The 15673-nt window shown below is 36.7% G+C and carries 15 protein-coding genes; 13 read left to right on the forward strand and 2 right to left on the reverse strand.

Features of this window, described 5'->3' with window-relative positions; genetic code table 11:
- Nucleotides 1-26 precede the first annotated feature (26 nt).
- Nucleotides 27-1445 (reverse strand): ATP-dependent DNA helicase, encoded by a 1419-nt coding sequence (locus E4F24_RS07860; RefSeq protein WP_140938145.1) that lies wholly within the window; start codon nt 1443-1445, stop codon nt 27-29.
- 91 nt (nt 1446-1536) lie between these two features.
- Here E4F24_RS07860 and E4F24_RS07865 point away from each other — a divergent pair, with 91 nt between their 5' ends.
- The 3 genes from E4F24_RS07865 to coaD are packed head-to-tail and all read left to right on the forward strand — an operon-like array spanning nt 1537 to nt 3358.
- On the forward strand, nt 1537-2328 hold the full coding sequence (locus E4F24_RS07865; protein ID WP_140938146.1) for a DUF3822 family protein: 792 nt from the start codon (nt 1537-1539) through the stop codon (nt 2326-2328).
- Nucleotides 2319-2861 carry a 16S rRNA (guanine(966)-N(2))-methyltransferase RsmD gene (rsmD, locus tag E4F24_RS07870; protein WP_140938147.1) on the forward strand — a complete coding sequence of 181 codons (543 nt, stop codon included), beginning with the start codon at nt 2319-2321 and terminating at the stop codon, nt 2859-2861. Before E4F24_RS07865 ends, rsmD begins: the two co-directional genes overlap by 10 nt.
- A gap of 35 nt (nt 2862-2896) precedes the next feature.
- Nucleotides 2897-3358 (forward strand): pantetheine-phosphate adenylyltransferase, encoded by a 462-nt coding sequence (gene coaD / locus E4F24_RS07875; RefSeq protein WP_140938148.1) that lies wholly within the window; start codon nt 2897-2899, stop codon nt 3356-3358.
- 2 nt (nt 3359-3360) lie between these two features.
- On the opposite strand, the gene E4F24_RS07880 is transcribed toward coaD, so the two are convergent.
- On the reverse strand, nt 3361-4668 hold the full coding sequence (locus tag E4F24_RS07880) for a DEAD/DEAH box helicase (protein ID WP_140938149.1): 1308 nt from the start codon (nt 4666-4668) through the stop codon (nt 3361-3363).
- A gap of 320 nt (nt 4669-4988) precedes the next feature.
- Between E4F24_RS07880 and E4F24_RS07885 the strand changes: the two genes are divergently transcribed.
- From E4F24_RS07885 to E4F24_RS07930, 10 genes are all read left to right on the forward strand, one after another.
- Entirely contained in the window at nt 4989-5876 is an 888-nt protein-coding gene (locus E4F24_RS07885) for an OmpA/MotB family protein (protein WP_140938150.1), read from the forward strand.
- Between the two features lie 139 nt (nt 5877-6015).
- Complete coding sequence (locus tag E4F24_RS07890) at nt 6016-6759, forward strand: hypothetical protein (protein ID WP_140938151.1); 744 nt, start codon at nt 6016-6018, stop codon at nt 6757-6759.
- Between the two features lie 48 nt (nt 6760-6807).
- A complete protein-coding gene (locus E4F24_RS07895) occupies nt 6808-7404 on the forward strand; it encodes a hypothetical protein (RefSeq protein WP_140938152.1) in 597 nt (198 codons plus the stop codon).
- Between the two features lie 66 nt (nt 7405-7470).
- On the forward strand, nt 7471-8385 hold the full coding sequence (locus E4F24_RS07900; protein ID WP_140938153.1) for an AEC family transporter: 915 nt from the start codon (nt 7471-7473) through the stop codon (nt 8383-8385).
- A gap of 99 nt (nt 8386-8484) precedes the next feature.
- The gene (locus E4F24_RS07905; protein WP_140938154.1) at nt 8485-8850 is read left to right on the forward strand and encodes a formylglycine-generating enzyme family protein; all 366 of its coding nucleotides are present in this window, start codon (nt 8485-8487) and stop codon (nt 8848-8850) included.
- On the forward strand, nt 8847-9764 hold the full coding sequence (locus tag E4F24_RS07910; protein ID WP_140938155.1) for a hydroxypyruvate isomerase family protein: 918 nt from the start codon (nt 8847-8849) through the stop codon (nt 9762-9764). Before E4F24_RS07905 ends, E4F24_RS07910 begins: the two co-directional genes overlap by 4 nt.
- Nucleotides 9765-9858: 94 nt before the next feature.
- Nucleotides 9859-11541, forward strand: a complete 1683-nt coding sequence (locus tag E4F24_RS07915; protein WP_140938156.1) for a GMC oxidoreductase — start codon at nt 9859-9861, stop codon at nt 11539-11541.
- A 25-nt stretch (nt 11542-11566) separates the two neighbouring features.
- On the forward strand, nt 11567-12997 hold the full coding sequence (locus E4F24_RS07920) for a Gfo/Idh/MocA family protein (RefSeq protein ID WP_140938157.1): 1431 nt from the start codon (nt 11567-11569) through the stop codon (nt 12995-12997).
- Between the two features lie 12 nt (nt 12998-13009).
- Nucleotides 13010-13672 carry a gluconate 2-dehydrogenase subunit 3 family protein gene (locus E4F24_RS07925; protein ID WP_140938158.1) on the forward strand — a complete coding sequence of 221 codons (663 nt, stop codon included), beginning with the start codon at nt 13010-13012 and terminating at the stop codon, nt 13670-13672.
- Between the two features lie 200 nt (nt 13673-13872).
- Nucleotides 13873-15558 carry a sodium/sugar symporter gene (locus E4F24_RS07930; RefSeq protein WP_140938159.1) on the forward strand — a complete coding sequence of 562 codons (1686 nt, stop codon included), beginning with the start codon at nt 13873-13875 and terminating at the stop codon, nt 15556-15558.
- Nucleotides 15559-15673 lie beyond the last annotated feature (115 nt).

The raw sequence follows: 15673 nt of genomic DNA on the forward strand, positions 1-15673 counted from the left end.
AGTGTAATATTTTTGATAGCAATTTTCTAATAAAATTTCTCATTAAAATTGACCAAAAATAATTCTTGCGTGGCGCGAGTAATGGCAGTATACAACCATCTTAAAAATTCTGTATTCAACATGTCATCGATTAAATAGCCTTGATCGATAAATACGAGTGGCCATTGACCGCCCTGTGCTTTATGGCAGGTAATAGCATAAGCAAATTTGATTTGAAGCGCATTATAATATGGGTCTTTTTTTATCGCTTCAAGACGATCTTTTTTCGATCCAAAATCTTCGTAATCTTTAGCTATACTTTCATACAGTTGCTGTTGTAGATCATAAGGTAATTGAGGTGCATCAACGTGAAGACCATCGAGCAGCACGCGGCAACGAATCGCATCTCCCTCGTTATTATCCAAGAATTCTAAATAGAGATCAGCAAAGCGGAATCCATGCATGTCGTGTATGTTGCTAACTTTTCGAATAACAGCCATATCTCCATTTGCGATAAACCCGGTGTGATTTTCATCGTGCTGCTGCAACCAATAATAATTATTGCGCACGATCATGATTATGTCGCCGCCAGTAACTTCTTCCTCTCTAAATAGTATTTGATTCCTAATATGCTTATTATAAAGATTTGCAGACTTATTCGATCGACAGATAACCATGCAATTTTCAATTCCATGTTTGTCGTAGCCGTAGTGTAATCCCTCAATCAATCGTTCACCGGTCATTCTATAGATATCTTTGAATCCGGCTGTTATGAATTTTGGAAAACTATAAGTTGCATCGCTTTCGTCCAGTTTTATCTCATTCCGGATCTTAGTGGCATTAAAAAGTATTCCTGAGTTTTTTGCCTGTCGTACCACGTCCGTCATTTCATAACTGAAAGTCTGAAGCCCGAATTCCTGATTGATATAGTCTGGATTTAAGGCAGGGCTGTTTTCTAATCCAACAGGTGGCAACTGGGCGGTATCTCCCACAAAAATGATTACACAGTTCTCTCCGGAACGAACATAGGAGATCAAATCATGTAAGAGACCGTTTGAAAAAATATTTATTCCCTCATTGGATATCATGGATGCTTCATCAATAATGAATAATGTATTTTGATGTCGATTTTCAGCGATCGAAAAGTCCATTTGAAATGTAGCCGCCGACTTTTTACGGTATATTTTTTTGTGGACGGTCAAAGCATTACGCCCCGAATAGGCGCCCATCACTTTAGCGGCTCTTCCTGTAGGAGCAAGAAGAACAGCTCTTTTTTGCAGCTTAGGGAGCGTTTTTACCAATGAACTAATAATGGTAGTCTTACCAGTACCTGCATAACCTCTTAAGATAAAGCAGGAGTTTTCCGAAAAAGTATGTAAAAACTCCCCCAATAGAGAAAACACTTCTTCTTGTTGTTCGGTAGGTCTCCAGGAAAACTCTTGAATGAGAATATTTTTAATATACACATCCAAAGTTATTTAAAAGGTTTGTCAATTCAATTGTAAAAGCTAATTTTGTTGTCAAAGCTTGGCGTAATCTGCTAAATAATATTATTCAATGAACTACACATCAGAAGAATTTCATATTCACTATATTTCCTCTTATACGCTATTTGTGAATAGTGACTATGCGTACGACCATTTGGTGGTTGTAGATGAGCAAAAGAATGTTTTGGTTTTCATGAAGTATGAAACAACGAGACCTTCTACCGACGCAATGAAAATATTGAGCCTGCCTTTCCAACATATTTTTGTGACACTTCCGCATCAAAGTCTCGTTTTGATACCAACGGACGTATTTCAACATGCGGAGAAAGATATTTATGCGGATTATTTTATAGACCAGAATACGGACCATACTTACATAAAAAATTTATCTTCGGGTATTACAGCGCTTTATCAATATGATTTATTATTATATAATAGATGGAAGAATCTTTTTTCGGAGGCTCATTTTATTCCGTCGTTTGAAGTAATTATACGGCAGGCACAATCAAATATTCCTATTCAGGGGGAGACCTTAGGCGTTCATATTTATGATAGTCAAGCAGATTTATTTTTATATGTCGACGGCGCTTTGCAATTATACAATACATTTGAAGTACAGACCGCTGACGACTTGAGTTACTTTATGTTAAGTATATTCAAAAACTTCGGCTTCACGAATAAAATTCAACGCATTCTATTAAGTGGCGCGAATGAAGGATCGGAATGGGGCGAACGTTTGTCGAAGTATACGGAGGATTTAGAAGTTATAAAAGCAAAATCGAAATGGATAACAGCTAGTGATGATGTGAAAAGTCATATACTTAATTTAAACATTCTAATAGACAGTCAATTATGCGTATAATCGGAGGTAAATTAGGAGGAATCCGACTTAATCCGCCGACGAATCTCCCTGTGCGGCCTACTACTGATATTGCAAAAGAAGCTTTATTTAATATTTTGTTAAATCAGACGGATATTGACGGAACGACATGTTTGGATTTATTTTGTGGAACGGGAAATATTTCTTTCGAACTCGCCTCTCGTGGAGCCAGCCACGTTGATGCGATAGATATACACCCTAAATGCCTTTTTTACATTAAGGATACCTGTGAAAAGCATAAGATCGAAACCATTCATACACGCAAAGCTGACGTTTTTAAGTATATTACTTCCGCTAAAAAAAACTATGATTTAATCTTTGCTGATCCACCGTACGATATTGACCGCTTACCACAACTACCCGAAATGATTCTGAACAATAATTTATTGGAGCCCGGGGGCATCCTTGTCGTGGAGCATCCGTCTACGCGTAAAATGGCCACGCACCCTGCTTTTATAGAAACGCGAAAATACGGATATTCCTCTTTTAGTTTTTACAAACAAAATAATAAATAATCGAGTTCGCGAGCTCACTAAGCAACTATATACACATGAAAATAGCAGTTTTCCCCGGTTCATTTGATCCATTTACATTAGCCCATAAAGATTTAGTGGATAGATCATTATCGTTGTTTGATAAAGTATATATTGCGATCGGTATCAATTCTTCAAAGAAAGGATTAATGATATTCGAGAAACGAAAGCAAGCAATTGAATCGGTATATGCCAATTCAGACCGGGTCATAGTAGATATGTTTTCGGGGCTTACGATTGATTATTGTACATCCGTAGGAGCGCAATTTATATTAAGAGGTCTTCGTAATACGAACGACCTAATTTACGAAGATACTATTGCTCAGAATAATTTGATCCTCGCTCCTCATATCGAGACCTATTTTTTATTAAGCAGAAGTGGTACTGCCCATATTTCATCGACAATCGTTCGGGATATTTTAGCGAACGGAGGGGCAGTTGATAAATTAGTGCCCCAAGAAGTAATAGATTTTCTATAAGTTTAAGTTCGCATAAATTTAATTTTATTACCCTTAATCTTTCCTGATCCATCATTCTTGAGAATGCGGGATGCTATACTTCTTTTTACCGCGATATAAGCTTCATTGTCTTTAACTTCAATAATGCCAATATCCTCTTTTTCTACACCATCAAGCTGAAGCGTATATCCGACCAAATCAATTTTGTTTACTTTATTTTTTTTACCAACGGGGATATAAAGTGTAGCATAAGGTGTGTTTGACGGTAACTCGTATTCCTCCTCCAATGTAATCTCTTCGGTTGGACCAGACAGGTACGGGAAATCATCGTCTGGTTTGAGCATTATAATAACGTCTCCTTCGGTGTTCATACGTGCGGTACGTCCGTTTCTGTGAATGAATGCATCTTCTTTATAAGGTAATTGATAATGGATGATGGTATCTACGGCTGGAATATCAAGACCGCGTGCAGCTAAATCTGTTGTTAATAATATGCGATTGCTATTATTTCTAAACTTTAAGAGTGCTAGTTCTCGGTCTCTTTGTTCTAGACCACCGTGGAAAACATCATGAATTAACATACGATCTTCCAGCAGCTCACTGATATGATCTACAGCATCCCGATGATTACAAAAAATTAATATTTTTTTGTCGCCCAGCTGACAGAGTAATTTGAAAAGAGTTTTGAGTTTATGTTGAGGAGAAGAGATGACCTTTTTATACGTCAGATTAGGAATACTTTCATTATCCGTTAAATAGTCAACGGTAACAGGATCGTTGAGTGTTAAAAAATCAGGATATTCAACTAATTTCGTTGCAGAGGTTAAGATTTTGTGTTCAATTTGATTAATCTGTGATAGCAAATTAGACATTTGAGCCTGAAAACCGAGTTCCAATGATTTGTCAAACTCGTCTAATACTACAGTGTGTATTTGTCTGGGATTAAAATGTCCTCTATCGAGATGGTATATGAGACGTCCGGGGGTGCCAATGAGTATGCTAGGTGCTTCTTTTAATGTATTCCGTTCGATTTTAGTGTCATGACCGCCATAACAACAAGTCACCTTATGACCTATTACTACTTTTTTAATAACAGATTCTATTTGTAGCGCTAGTTCCCGTGTAGGTACAATAATGAGTACTTGAACAACGTCTTTTAGGGATGGATCCAGTAGCTGCTTGATAATTAGGCAAAAAGCGAGCGTTTTACCGGTTCCGGTAGGAGAGAGAACGACCAGATCCTGCTTGGGACTGAATTTTTTCGTAACCTCCAGCTGCATGGGATTCAACGATTCGATACGTAAGTTTTGAAGAATTTTTGCGATGTCCATGGCGCTAAATTAATTAAATAATATGGTAGCGATGCGATATAATAATAATTGATTGGTTGAGAATCTTAATCAATAGTTACCGATATGGTTTTACATCGTTGTGCAATTGTTAAAATATGTTAATATAAATTGATTGAGTGTTTTTTGGTATAGGAATTGATTATCGTTTAACTCATAATTTAGGTTAATAATTGGTTAATAGTAAGCCTTCAATCTCCCTGATTGAAGGCTTATTGATGTAATATACTTAAATATTGTTAACATGATATAAGAAAGGCATTTAATTTGCTATCTTCACGTACGTGAAAAACAATAAGAGTATGCTTAAACATAAAAAAATAATTCCATTAACTATATTACTGGGTAGTTTAGTAATGGCGAGCTGTGTTAGCAATAAAAAATATTTGGCATTGCAAACACAACATCAGGATTTAGCAACACTTTACCAGAAGGGTCAAGTAGATTTAGCGGAAAGTCGAGCCAAAGTGAAAAGTTTGGAAGACCAATTGGAACAGGAAAGAAAGAATAATGCTGCATTAAAAGAAGCCTATTCAAAATTGCAAACGACATTGGATAAGAGTATATCGCAAAACTCGCAAGGCAATGTAAATATCTCTAAACTAGTGGATGAGATCAATGCTTCAAATAAGTATATTCAACATCTTGTAAATACAAAAAATAAGAGTGATTCATTGAATGTAGTATTGACAAATAATTTAACGCGTTCACTGAGTCGTGAAGAATTGCGCGATGTTGACGTAAAAGTATTAAAAGGTGTGGTGTATATTTCTCTCTCTGATAATATGCTTTACAAATCAGGTAGTTATGAAATATCTGATAAAGCGGGAGAAACATTGAGTAAAATCGCAAAAATTATTCAAGATTATAAGGATTACGAAGTCCTTATAGAAGGTAACACAGATAGCGATCCTATCTCTAAAACAAACATTCGTAACAATTGGGATTTGAGTACATTAAGAGCATCATCTGTTGTACAGGCATTACAAAATAATTACGGTGTAGAACCTAAAAGATTAACTGCAGGGGGACGTGGTGAGTACAATCCTATAGCGGATAATACTACTCCAGAGGGGAAAGCTAGAAATAGACGGACACAGATCATCATAACACCTAAGTTGGATCAATTTATGGAATTGATCGACAAGGCTCCGGAAACGGATAGCACACCTACGATAGACGAGTTGTAGATTTTATTTAAAATGAGTAAATGTCCTTAATAGCAATTGCAAATTGCTTAAGGATATTTTTTATATAAGGAAATAAAAGATACTTTGTCTAAGTTTGAGATAACGGTAAATTTGGCATGATTGTTTATACTCAGCAGGGATGATTTTAAAAAAACTTCAACTGTTAATCGTTCTGGCGGTTCTTTTTTTATTGACAGGCTGTAGTTCGATGTACATGCCTAATGTACCGCCTACTCCGATGTTTAGAAATCAGGGCGAAGCATTTATTTCAGGACACATAAATACACAAGGTAATATGAGTGGATCTTTTGGTGTGGCAGCTACAGATCATATCGCAATAATCACGAATGGATCCTATATAAAAAGTGGTATAAAATCCAACGAACAGTTCGATCAAAAATTGATCGAAGGGGGAATAGGCTATTTTGCCAAGATGGGGAAAGATAAAAGACAGATATTGGAATTTTATGGTGGGTATGGTATAGGCAATACCCTGAATATTGATAAACGGGCATCTACAACAGGGTTTGAAGCCGTTGAAATCCGAGAAATGGATTTTGATAAAATATTTGTGCAAATAAACTATTCCTCGACTCAAAAGCGCAAACTTAATTTGTTTGGCAATAAAAGGGAATTAAATTACGGTACGGCAATTCGGCTAAGTAGAGTTGGTATGACAGATTTTGTCGTAGATGGGGTAGGTGTGCAAAAAGAAGAAAACTTGTTTATTGAACCCGTATTTTTTACCCGTCTGGAACTTTTTAAAGGTTTTCAACTGCAATACACAACAGGTTTTAATATTGGTGTAGTGGATAACGAATATTTAAAGGCCGGTAATTCAATTTTCACGTTAGGTGTATCATATAATTTTGGGAAAAAATAATAATAAAGATGGACGATCCATCTGACAGACATAAAAAAATATTAACAGATGAAAAAAATAAGGTTATTATCAGGGGTCATTGTATTATCTCTTGTCATTTTCGGATGTGTTGCGAGCAAACGAGCGCAGGTAGAAGCTTTAGCGAAATGTAGGTATGACATACAATCCGTCAATAGCATGTTGGTAGGTGGTAAATCCGTTGAAAGTTTTGATACAGGAAATGGAATTAATCTAGCTTCTGTACCCAGTATCGCATTGGCTATTTTGAGAAAGGATCTTCCTTTGGAAGCGAACGTAAATTTAAAGATAACCAATCCTTCCCAGACAACTGCCGCCATCAACCAATTTAAATATTTGATAGAAATACAAGGCAATCCGGTATTCGAAGGAACAGTTGACGAAAATATTCGTTTAACAACCAATGAATCTAGTATAGTTCCATTAAGTTTTAAGCTAAATTTATTTGGAGCAGATAAAAAGGATAATTATGTGGAAAAGATTTTTGATGAACTTTTTAAAAGAGAGAAAAGCGATAATTTTATGACATTGAAAATTAAACCTTCTTTTCGAATTGGAGGCAACAATATCTATTATCCAACATACATTACGGTGGATACAAATTTGCTTAAAAAGCTAAAAATTTAGATTTTTAATGGAGAATTGTTAGCGAAAGGCTTTTGAAATCATTTCAAAAGCCTTTTCTTTGCTGTCGTGTTAAATTTTCTAATAATCTTGATTGCCTTGGTGGCAGGTTTTATTGTCAAACAAACCAAGTTGGTAGACGCAAATGCCTATAAAGGGATCAATATATGGGTAATATATGTTGCTCTTCCAGCTGTGGCACTTAAATGCATACCACAGATTGACTGGAATATCGCTTATCTATTTACGGTCGTGCTGCCGTTCCTGGTTTTTGGCGGATCATTTTTGTTTTTTAAGTACCTTAATATATTTCTAAAACTCTCGAATCGCAATTTAAGGACTTTAATCCTAGTTTCGGGATTAAGTAATACATCGTTTATTGGGTTTCCATTGATTATAACTTTTTTCGGAGAGGAATATTTAAAAATTGGTATTGTAAGTGATCAAACCACTTTTTTTATTTTGTCTTCATGGGGAGTAATACTTGCTCTAGGTGCTAAAAAAGTCGGACTTAAGACAGAAGACAGAACTTCTTTTATTATTAAAAGAATATTCTCCTTTCCTCCCCTTGTTGCATGTGTAATTGCTGTTATTTTTCGGGATGTATGGCTTAATGAAGTATCTCAAGGTTTGCTCACCGCTTTTGCTTCAACGGTTTCACCTTTAGCACTTTTTTCGATAGGCATGCAGTTGAATTTTAAGAACTGGAAGAAGGAATTGAATTTAATTTCATATTCCTTGGTCTATAAACTGATTTTAAGTCCTTTTATTCTGATCATACTTACGCTTTTAATGGGATTACATGGAACTTTCTACCAAGTTTCCGTCTTTGAAATGGTTATGCCAAGTCTAGTCGCAACGAGTGTTGTTGTACAACAGTTTGGTTTAAATACTAAACTTGCAAATACAATAATAGGAGCAAGTATTATTATTGGATTATTTCTTTCTTTAATTTGGCATAGTGTGATAATTACACTATTGTAACGGCTTTGTTATTTTTTCATGTCAGTAACCTGAATTTTATTTACTACTTTAGACTTAGTTTATCAAATTAGATATACTGAACCTATAATGTGATATTTAATGAATAGAATTTTCTTGTTTTCTGTTTTGAGTATTTCGATTTTGCAGGCTCAAATTGCTCATAAGCGTTATGTTCAGCAGATCGAGGACATCGCACTTGGGCTTACTATGGAAGAAATTCCGGGAGGTATATTTATGATGGGAAGCAATAGTTCTCCCAACGCCGATGAAAAACCTGCTCATAAGGTTAAAATTGATCCTTTTTGGATGGGGACCTATAAAGTTGCTTGGGATATTTATGAACCATTTTTATACAAGGATTATGATCAGTCTAAACAGGCAGTTAGCACTATTCCTCAGTATGTAGACGCAGTTACTAGACCGACTAAGCCTTATTTGTTTAACGAACAATTATATACATTATGAAAAGATCAGATTTTGTTAAAAATGCAGGTTTACTTATTGGAAGCTCTGTGTTTCTTGGTTCATCTTTAAAAGCATCTACATCAGGTAATAATAACATGAAGAATCAAACGTTTAAATTAGACTATGCCCCACATCAAGGTATGTTTAGTACTTCGGCAGGTAAAAATTTCCTCGATGAAATACAATATATGTATGATCTGGGCTTTCGTAGTATTGAAGATAATGGTATGTCCGGACGTCCCGTGGAAGAGCAAAAAAAGGTGGGAGAGCTGCTTGCTAAGTTAGGTATGAGAATGGGGGTATTCGTTGTGCCAAAAGGGGGGAATGGAGCAAATACATTGGCAGCAGGCAAGCAAGAGCATGTAGATATATTTTTGAAAGGATGTCGAGATTCTGTTGAAATTTCGAAGCGTGTGAATGCCAAATGGGTAACAGTAGTGCCGGGAGACTACGATCGTCATCTCCCGATTGGTATACAAACGGCACATGTAATAGAAGGATTAAAGAGAGGTGCTGAAATATTCGAACCGCATGGAATTACGATGGTTTTAGAACCTCTAAGTGATACTCCAGATCTTTTTCTGCGCTTCACCGATCAAACCTATGAAATTTGTAAAGCGGTGAATAGTCCGTCATGTAAAATTCTATATGACGCGTATCACCAACAAAAGAACGAAGGAAATTTGATCAATTTGATGAACCAGTGTTGGAGCGAGATTGCGTATATTCAAGTGGGAGATAATCCAGGAAGAAAAGAACCTACGACAGGAGAAATTAACTATAAAAATGTATTTAAATGGTTGTATGAAAAAGGTTACAAAGGCATAGTAGGTATGGAGCACGGTATGTCGAAATCGGGAAACGAGGGTGAAATAGCTTTGGTAAATGCCTACCGAGAAGTAGACAACTTTTAATGCAAAAAAAATATCCTATTCTTAAATACTCTTTAAGGATGAAAAAATAGAGAACAGAATTGAAAATAGTTAGAAACAAACTAGTAGAAGAAATATGGCAGACAATGTTTATGATGCAATAGTAATTGGATCGGGTATCAGTGGAGGATGGGCTGCGAAAGAGCTTACGGAGAAGGGGTTAAAAACCATTATGTTGGAACGTGGTCGGAATGTTGAACATGTTAAGGATTATCATGCGAATAAAGAGACATGGGAATACCCACATCGCGGTGGTCGTACAAAACAAATGGAAGCAGATTATCCGGTATTAAAACGTGATTATCCATTGAATGAGAAAAATTTGGACTTCTGGGTTAATGAAAAAGAAAGTCCATATACAGAAATCAAGCGTTTTGATTGGTTTAGAGGGTACCATGTAGGAGGGAGATCTTTGATGTGGGGACGTCAAAGTTACCGTTTTTCAGAGCTTGATTTTGAGGCTAATTTAAAAGATGGACATGGTACAGATTGGCCTATCCGATATGCAGATATTGCTCCTTGGTATAGCTACGCCGAAAAATGGGCCGGGATTTCGGGTAATCGTGATGGATTAGCCGTATTGCCCGATGGCGAGTTTATGCCTCCTATGGATATGAACATTGTCGAGAAAGATCTTGCTTCACGATTAAAGAAAGAATATGGTGGTCAACGTCATTTCATCATGGGAAGAACGGCTAATATTACTAAACCACATACCGGACGTATCAATTGTCAGTACCAAAACCAGTGTTGGTTAGGCTGTAATTTCGGAGCATACTTTAGTACACAGTCTTCGACATTGCCACCTGCAGTGGCCACAGGTAACCTAACCTTGCGACCTTTCTCTATTGTTACTGAGATTATTTATGACAAGGATACACAGAAAGCTAAAGGTGTAAGAATTATTGATGCGGAAACAAATCAAACCTATGAATTTTTTGCTAAAGTGATTTTTGTATGTGCTTCTGCGTTTAACTCAACTTGGGTATTAATGAATTCTGCCACCGATGTGTGGGAAGATGGACTGGGAAGCAGCAGTGGTGAATTGGGACATAATGCAATGGATCACCATTTCCGGGTTGGTGCCGGTGGAACAGTAGAGGGATATGAAGATAAGTATATTTTCGGACGTAGACCGACCGGATTGTATGTTCCTCGTTTTGTCAACGTGGATGGAGACACAAAGCAACGCGAATATGTACGCGGTTTTGGATATCAAGGAGCTGCGAATCGCGGGCGTTGGTCGGGTGAAGTAGCAGAGATGAGTGTAGGTGGAGACTGGAAAGATGCTATGCTTGAACCTGGTAATTGGTCAGTCGGGTTTACTGCATTTGGTGAAATTCTACCATATCACGAAAATCGCATCTTTTTAGATAAAGATACAAAAGACAAATGGGGCTTGCCGGTATTGTCTATGGATATGGAGCTAAAAGACAATGAGAAAAAAATGCGTAAAGATATGGCAGAGGAGATGAAGGAAATGTTAGAAAAAGTAGGTGTGAAAGATGTGTATACCTATGATAATGATTATGCCTTCGGTATGGGGATTCACGAAATGGGTACGGCGCGTATGGGTACGGATGCAAAAAATTCGGTTTTAAATAAGTATAATCAAGTTTGGGATGCAAAAAATGTATTTGTTACAGATGGTGCAAGTATGACATCAGGAGCTTGTGTAAATCCCTCGTTAACGTATATGGCTTTGACGGCTAGAGCTGTAGACTTTGCTGTTTCGGAATTAAAAAAAGGGAATTTGTAATTATACGCAATTAGACCTATATAACATGGACAAAACAAACGAAAGTAGAAGAGATTTTATAAAGAAAGCAGCCATAGCAGCGGTTGGTATTACTATAGTACCGAGACATGTACTCGGAGGCGAGGGATATAGGGCGCCAAGCGACATGCTCCAAATTGCATCGATCGGTGTCGGAGGAATGGGACAATCGGATGTAAATAATTTTTTCAAAAGTGGAAAAGCGAATATTGCTTATCTATGTGATGTAGATACCGTAAGAGCGAAGAATTCGGTTCAGAATTTTCCTAAAGCAAAGTTTTATACCGATTTCCGGGAAATGTTGGATAAAGAGTATGCACATATTGATGCGGTATCAATTTCTACTCCAGATCACAACCATGCTATACAAACTTTAGCAGCGATGCAGCTTGGCAAGCATGTGTACGTACAAAAGCCAATGGCTCATGATGTTTGGGAAGCAAGGGTTTTGACAGATGCCGCCAAAAAATATAAAGTAGTGACGCAGATGGGTAACCAAGGTTCATCTGGGGATGGCGTGCGTCAGATGCGTGAGTGGGTTGATGCGGGACTTATCGGAGATTTGGAAGAAATTTATTGTTGGACAGATAGACCGGTTTGGCCACAAGGTATTTCTTGGCCCGCTCAAAAAGCACAAGTTCCGAATACATTGGATTGGGACAAATGGTTAGGTACAGCACCACAGACTGATTATTTTGATAAACTGGTTCCATTTAATTGGAGGGGGTGGTGGCCTTATGGCACGGGGGCACTAGGTGATATGGGCTGTCATAATATGGAAGCTCCATTTAGTATTTATGGATTACAGTATGTGAAAGACGTGCAAGCAAGTGTAGGATCGATATATGTGGATGAGTTCAAACGCGGATATTTTCCAGAATCATGCCCTCCATCTAGTTATGCAACATTGACTTTTCCTAAAACAGCAAAAACTAAAAGTGATGTAAAAATTCATTGGATGGACGGTGGTATTCAACCACCGAGACCGGAAGAATTAGGACCAAATGAAATGTTTGGTGATGGTGGGAACGGTATTCTGTTTATCGGAAAAAAAGGTAAGATTTTGGCAGATACGTATGCCGATAATCCAAGATTATTGCCAACGGATAAAAAATATAGAGAAGTAAAACAAAAATATGCCCGAGTAGAAGGAGGTGCATCTGGGCATTGGGCACAGTGGGTAGAAGGATGTCTTGCCGGTTACGGTAATATGGAGATGTCTTCACCTTTTGAAATTGCCGGTCCTTTGACGGAAGCACTATTAATGGCTAATTTGGCTATTAGAGGATCTGATTTGAAAATCAATAATAGATACCCAGGTCGTGGGTTAAAATTATTGTGGGATAATGATAAGATGCGCGTTACTAATTTTGATGATGTAAACCAATTTGTCAAAAGAACGTACCGTACGGGCTGGGAGATTAATTATACTTTTTAATAGTTAAAAAAGATGAACAGAAGACAAGCAATACAGCGAGTTGCGATGATTATAGGTGGATCTGTAATCGGTGCTAATTTATTTTTAGAAGGATGTACAAGACCATCTTCTAAAGATATAGCAATATTATTTGAGCAAACTAATGTGGATTTATTAAACGAATTGGCAGAGGCTGTTTTACCTCGTACCTCAACTCCGGGAGCGAAAGATGCAAATGTTGGTGCTTTTATTCCGATAATGATAAGAGATTGTTATACATCAGTAGATCAAAAATCGTTTTTAGAAGGGTTATCCAAAGTAGATGAAATTTCACAAAAAGCATTTAATAAGAAATTTGCAGTATTGACACAGGAAGAGCGTCTACAATTTGTAAATACATTGGATAAAGAAGCGAAGGATTATCAAAAAGAGAAAAGAGAGAAAGAGAAAGCAAGAGAGCAGGATAGTAGAGCCAACCAAAATGAGAATTCGACAAATAAGCAAAATCAAAGTGCCAATAAAGTTAATGATTTAGATGAGCTTCCCAATCACTTCTTTACAATGCTGAAGCAACTAACGCTTATCGGCTTTTTTACCTCTGAAGTAGGAATGACACAAGCATTACGATATGTAAAGATTCCGGGTAAATTTGATGGAGATTACCCTTATCAAAAAGGAGATAGGGCATTTGCATAATAAAACAGTAACCAGTATTTAGATATTTGAAATGCTGGTTACTTTGTGGAGTCTTTCGCAATTAGGATGGATAGATTGTATGTGGTGACCTTAACTCAATTAGTGAGCATCAAGAATATTTTGAAAATTTAATTAATAGGTTTATATAAGTCCAAACATTTTCTTACATTTAAACTCTAAACTAATATCAAATTAAGCCAATGAATAATTATTTAAGTACACAAGATTACATTGTGTTCCTGATTTATTTTGTGATTGTTGCCTCCTATGGACTTTGGGTTTATTATAAGAAAAACGTGAAAACCGAGGGAACAGAGTCGAAAGATTACTTTTTAGCTGAGGGGTCATTAACATGGTGGGCAATTGGAGCTTCTCTTATCGCATCTAACATTTCTGCCGAACAATTTATCGGTATGAGCGGTTCAGGATTCAAGATGGGCTTAGCGATAGCTACTTATGAGTGGATGGCTGCAATTACATTAATTGTAGTAGCTATTTTCTTTATTCCAGTATACCTGAAGAATAAGATTTTTACGATGCCACAGTTCCTTAATCAGCGTTATAATGGCACTGTTGCCATGATTATGGCTGTGTTTTGGCTTATGTTATATGTAGTAGTTAATCTGACATCTATTCTTTATTTGGGTGCGCTTGCCGTGAGCAGTATTTCTGGGATTAGCCTCACGTTCTGTATGTATGCAATTGCCGTATTTGCTATTATTATTACGTTAGGTGGGATGAAGGTAATTGGTTACACCGATGTAATTCAAGTTTTCTTTTTAATTTTAGGAGGCTTGGCTACGACCTATTTAGCATTAACTCTGGTCTCTGACCATTTTGGTGGTGGAGGTGGAATTCTGCAAGGATATCAAATTATGACGGATAAAGCATCTGAACATTTTCACATGATATTGGAGCCCGATAACGAAAATTATCTCGATTTACCTGGGTTGACGGTGTTGGTAGGTGGTATGTGGATCGTTAATCTTAATTACTGGGGATGTAATCAGTATATTACGCAAAGAGCCTTAGGAGCGGATCTTAAAACTGCCCGTAACGGAATTTTATTCGCTGCATTCTTAAAACTGTTGATGCCTATTATTGTCGTACTACCAGGTATTGCTGCTTATGTGTTGTGGAAAGACGGGTTATTTCAACAAGAAATGCTTCAAGCAGGAGAGACCAATCCAGATCGAGCGTATCCCGTATTGTTAAATCTGTTACCTACAGGTTTGAAGGGATTATCTTTTGCCGCTCTTACAGCTGCAGTTGTAGCTTCTTTAGCCGGTAAAGCGAATAGTATTGCAACAATATTCTCTTTAGATGTTTATAAAAAAGTATTCAATAAAGATGCTTCGGAGAGACAATTGGTAAATGTCGGTAAAATTACCATTATCGTATCCATGATTTTAGCGGTAATTATTGCACCGCATTTGGGAATCGATAAAAAAGGAGGCTTTCAATATATTCAAGAGTATACCGGATTTGTTTCTCCTGGTATTTTTGCAATGTTTATTTTAGGATTCTTTTGGAAGAAAACAACATCCAATGCAGCGTTATTTGCAACTATTGGTGGTTTTTTGTTTTCAATCTTCTTCAAATTCTTGCCAGGATATGTCGATCTTTCCTTTTTAAGTTCGATGAATTTTGCTGTTATTAGTCCTACTAGTGGTCTTTATGAAATTCCATTTCTAGATCGTATGGGTTTTGTATTTATCATTTGTATTATTGGAATGATCATTATTAGTAAAATTGAAAATGCGCGCGGAGTAGTACCGAAAGGACTTGAGATTGATGTCAAAATGTTTAGAATGCATCCCGGTTTTATTGTTGGAGCATTGATCGTTACTTTTATTACAATAGCTTTATATACTATTTACTGGTAATATTGTTGTAGAAATACATGTTATAATATATCGTATTTGATCCCAAATGTCAAGGCATTTGGGATTTTTTATTTGTTGGTCGTAATTTAGTGTTTTTTCAATTTTGCGAAAATAT

The sequence above is a fragment of the Sphingobacterium lumbrici genome, from assembly GCF_006476045.1.
Classification (GTDB): domain Bacteria; phylum Bacteroidota; class Bacteroidia; order Sphingobacteriales; family Sphingobacteriaceae; genus Sphingobacterium; species Sphingobacterium lumbrici.

Bases quoted from the DNA above. Each gene is read 5' to 3' on its own strand.
- E4F24_RS07885 (WP_140938150.1), top strand. From the start codon at position 4,989: ATGCTTAAACATAAAAAAATAATTCCATTAACTATATTACTGGGTAGT.
- E4F24_RS07865 (WP_140938146.1), top strand. From the start codon at position 1,537: ATGAACTACACATCAGAAGAATTTCATATTCACTATATTTCCTCTTAT.
- E4F24_RS07925 (WP_140938158.1), top strand. From the start codon at position 13,010: ATGAACAGAAGACAAGCAATACAGCGAGTTGCGATGATTATAGGTGGA.
- E4F24_RS07880 (WP_140938149.1), bottom strand. From the start codon at position 4,668: ATGGACATCGCAAAAATTCTTCAAAACTTACGTATCGAATCGTTGAAT.
- E4F24_RS07910 (WP_140938155.1), top strand. From the start codon at position 8,847: ATGAAAAGATCAGATTTTGTTAAAAATGCAGGTTTACTTATTGGAAGC.
- E4F24_RS07930 (WP_140938159.1), top strand. From the start codon at position 13,873: ATGAATAATTATTTAAGTACACAAGATTACATTGTGTTCCTGATTTAT.
- coaD (WP_140938148.1), top strand. From the start codon at position 2,897: ATGAAAATAGCAGTTTTCCCCGGTTCATTTGATCCATTTACATTAGCC.
- E4F24_RS07915 (WP_140938156.1), top strand. From the start codon at position 9,859: ATGGCAGACAATGTTTATGATGCAATAGTAATTGGATCGGGTATCAGT.
- E4F24_RS07890 (WP_140938151.1), top strand. From the start codon at position 6,016: ATGATTTTAAAAAAACTTCAACTGTTAATCGTTCTGGCGGTTCTTTTT.
- E4F24_RS07905 (WP_140938154.1), top strand. From the start codon at position 8,485: ATGAATAGAATTTTCTTGTTTTCTGTTTTGAGTATTTCGATTTTGCAG.
- E4F24_RS07920 (WP_140938157.1), top strand. From the start codon at position 11,567: ATGGACAAAACAAACGAAAGTAGAAGAGATTTTATAAAGAAAGCAGCC.
- rsmD (WP_140938147.1), top strand. From the start codon at position 2,319: ATGCGTATAATCGGAGGTAAATTAGGAGGAATCCGACTTAATCCGCCG.
- E4F24_RS07895 (WP_140938152.1), top strand. From the start codon at position 6,808: ATGAAAAAAATAAGGTTATTATCAGGGGTCATTGTATTATCTCTTGTC.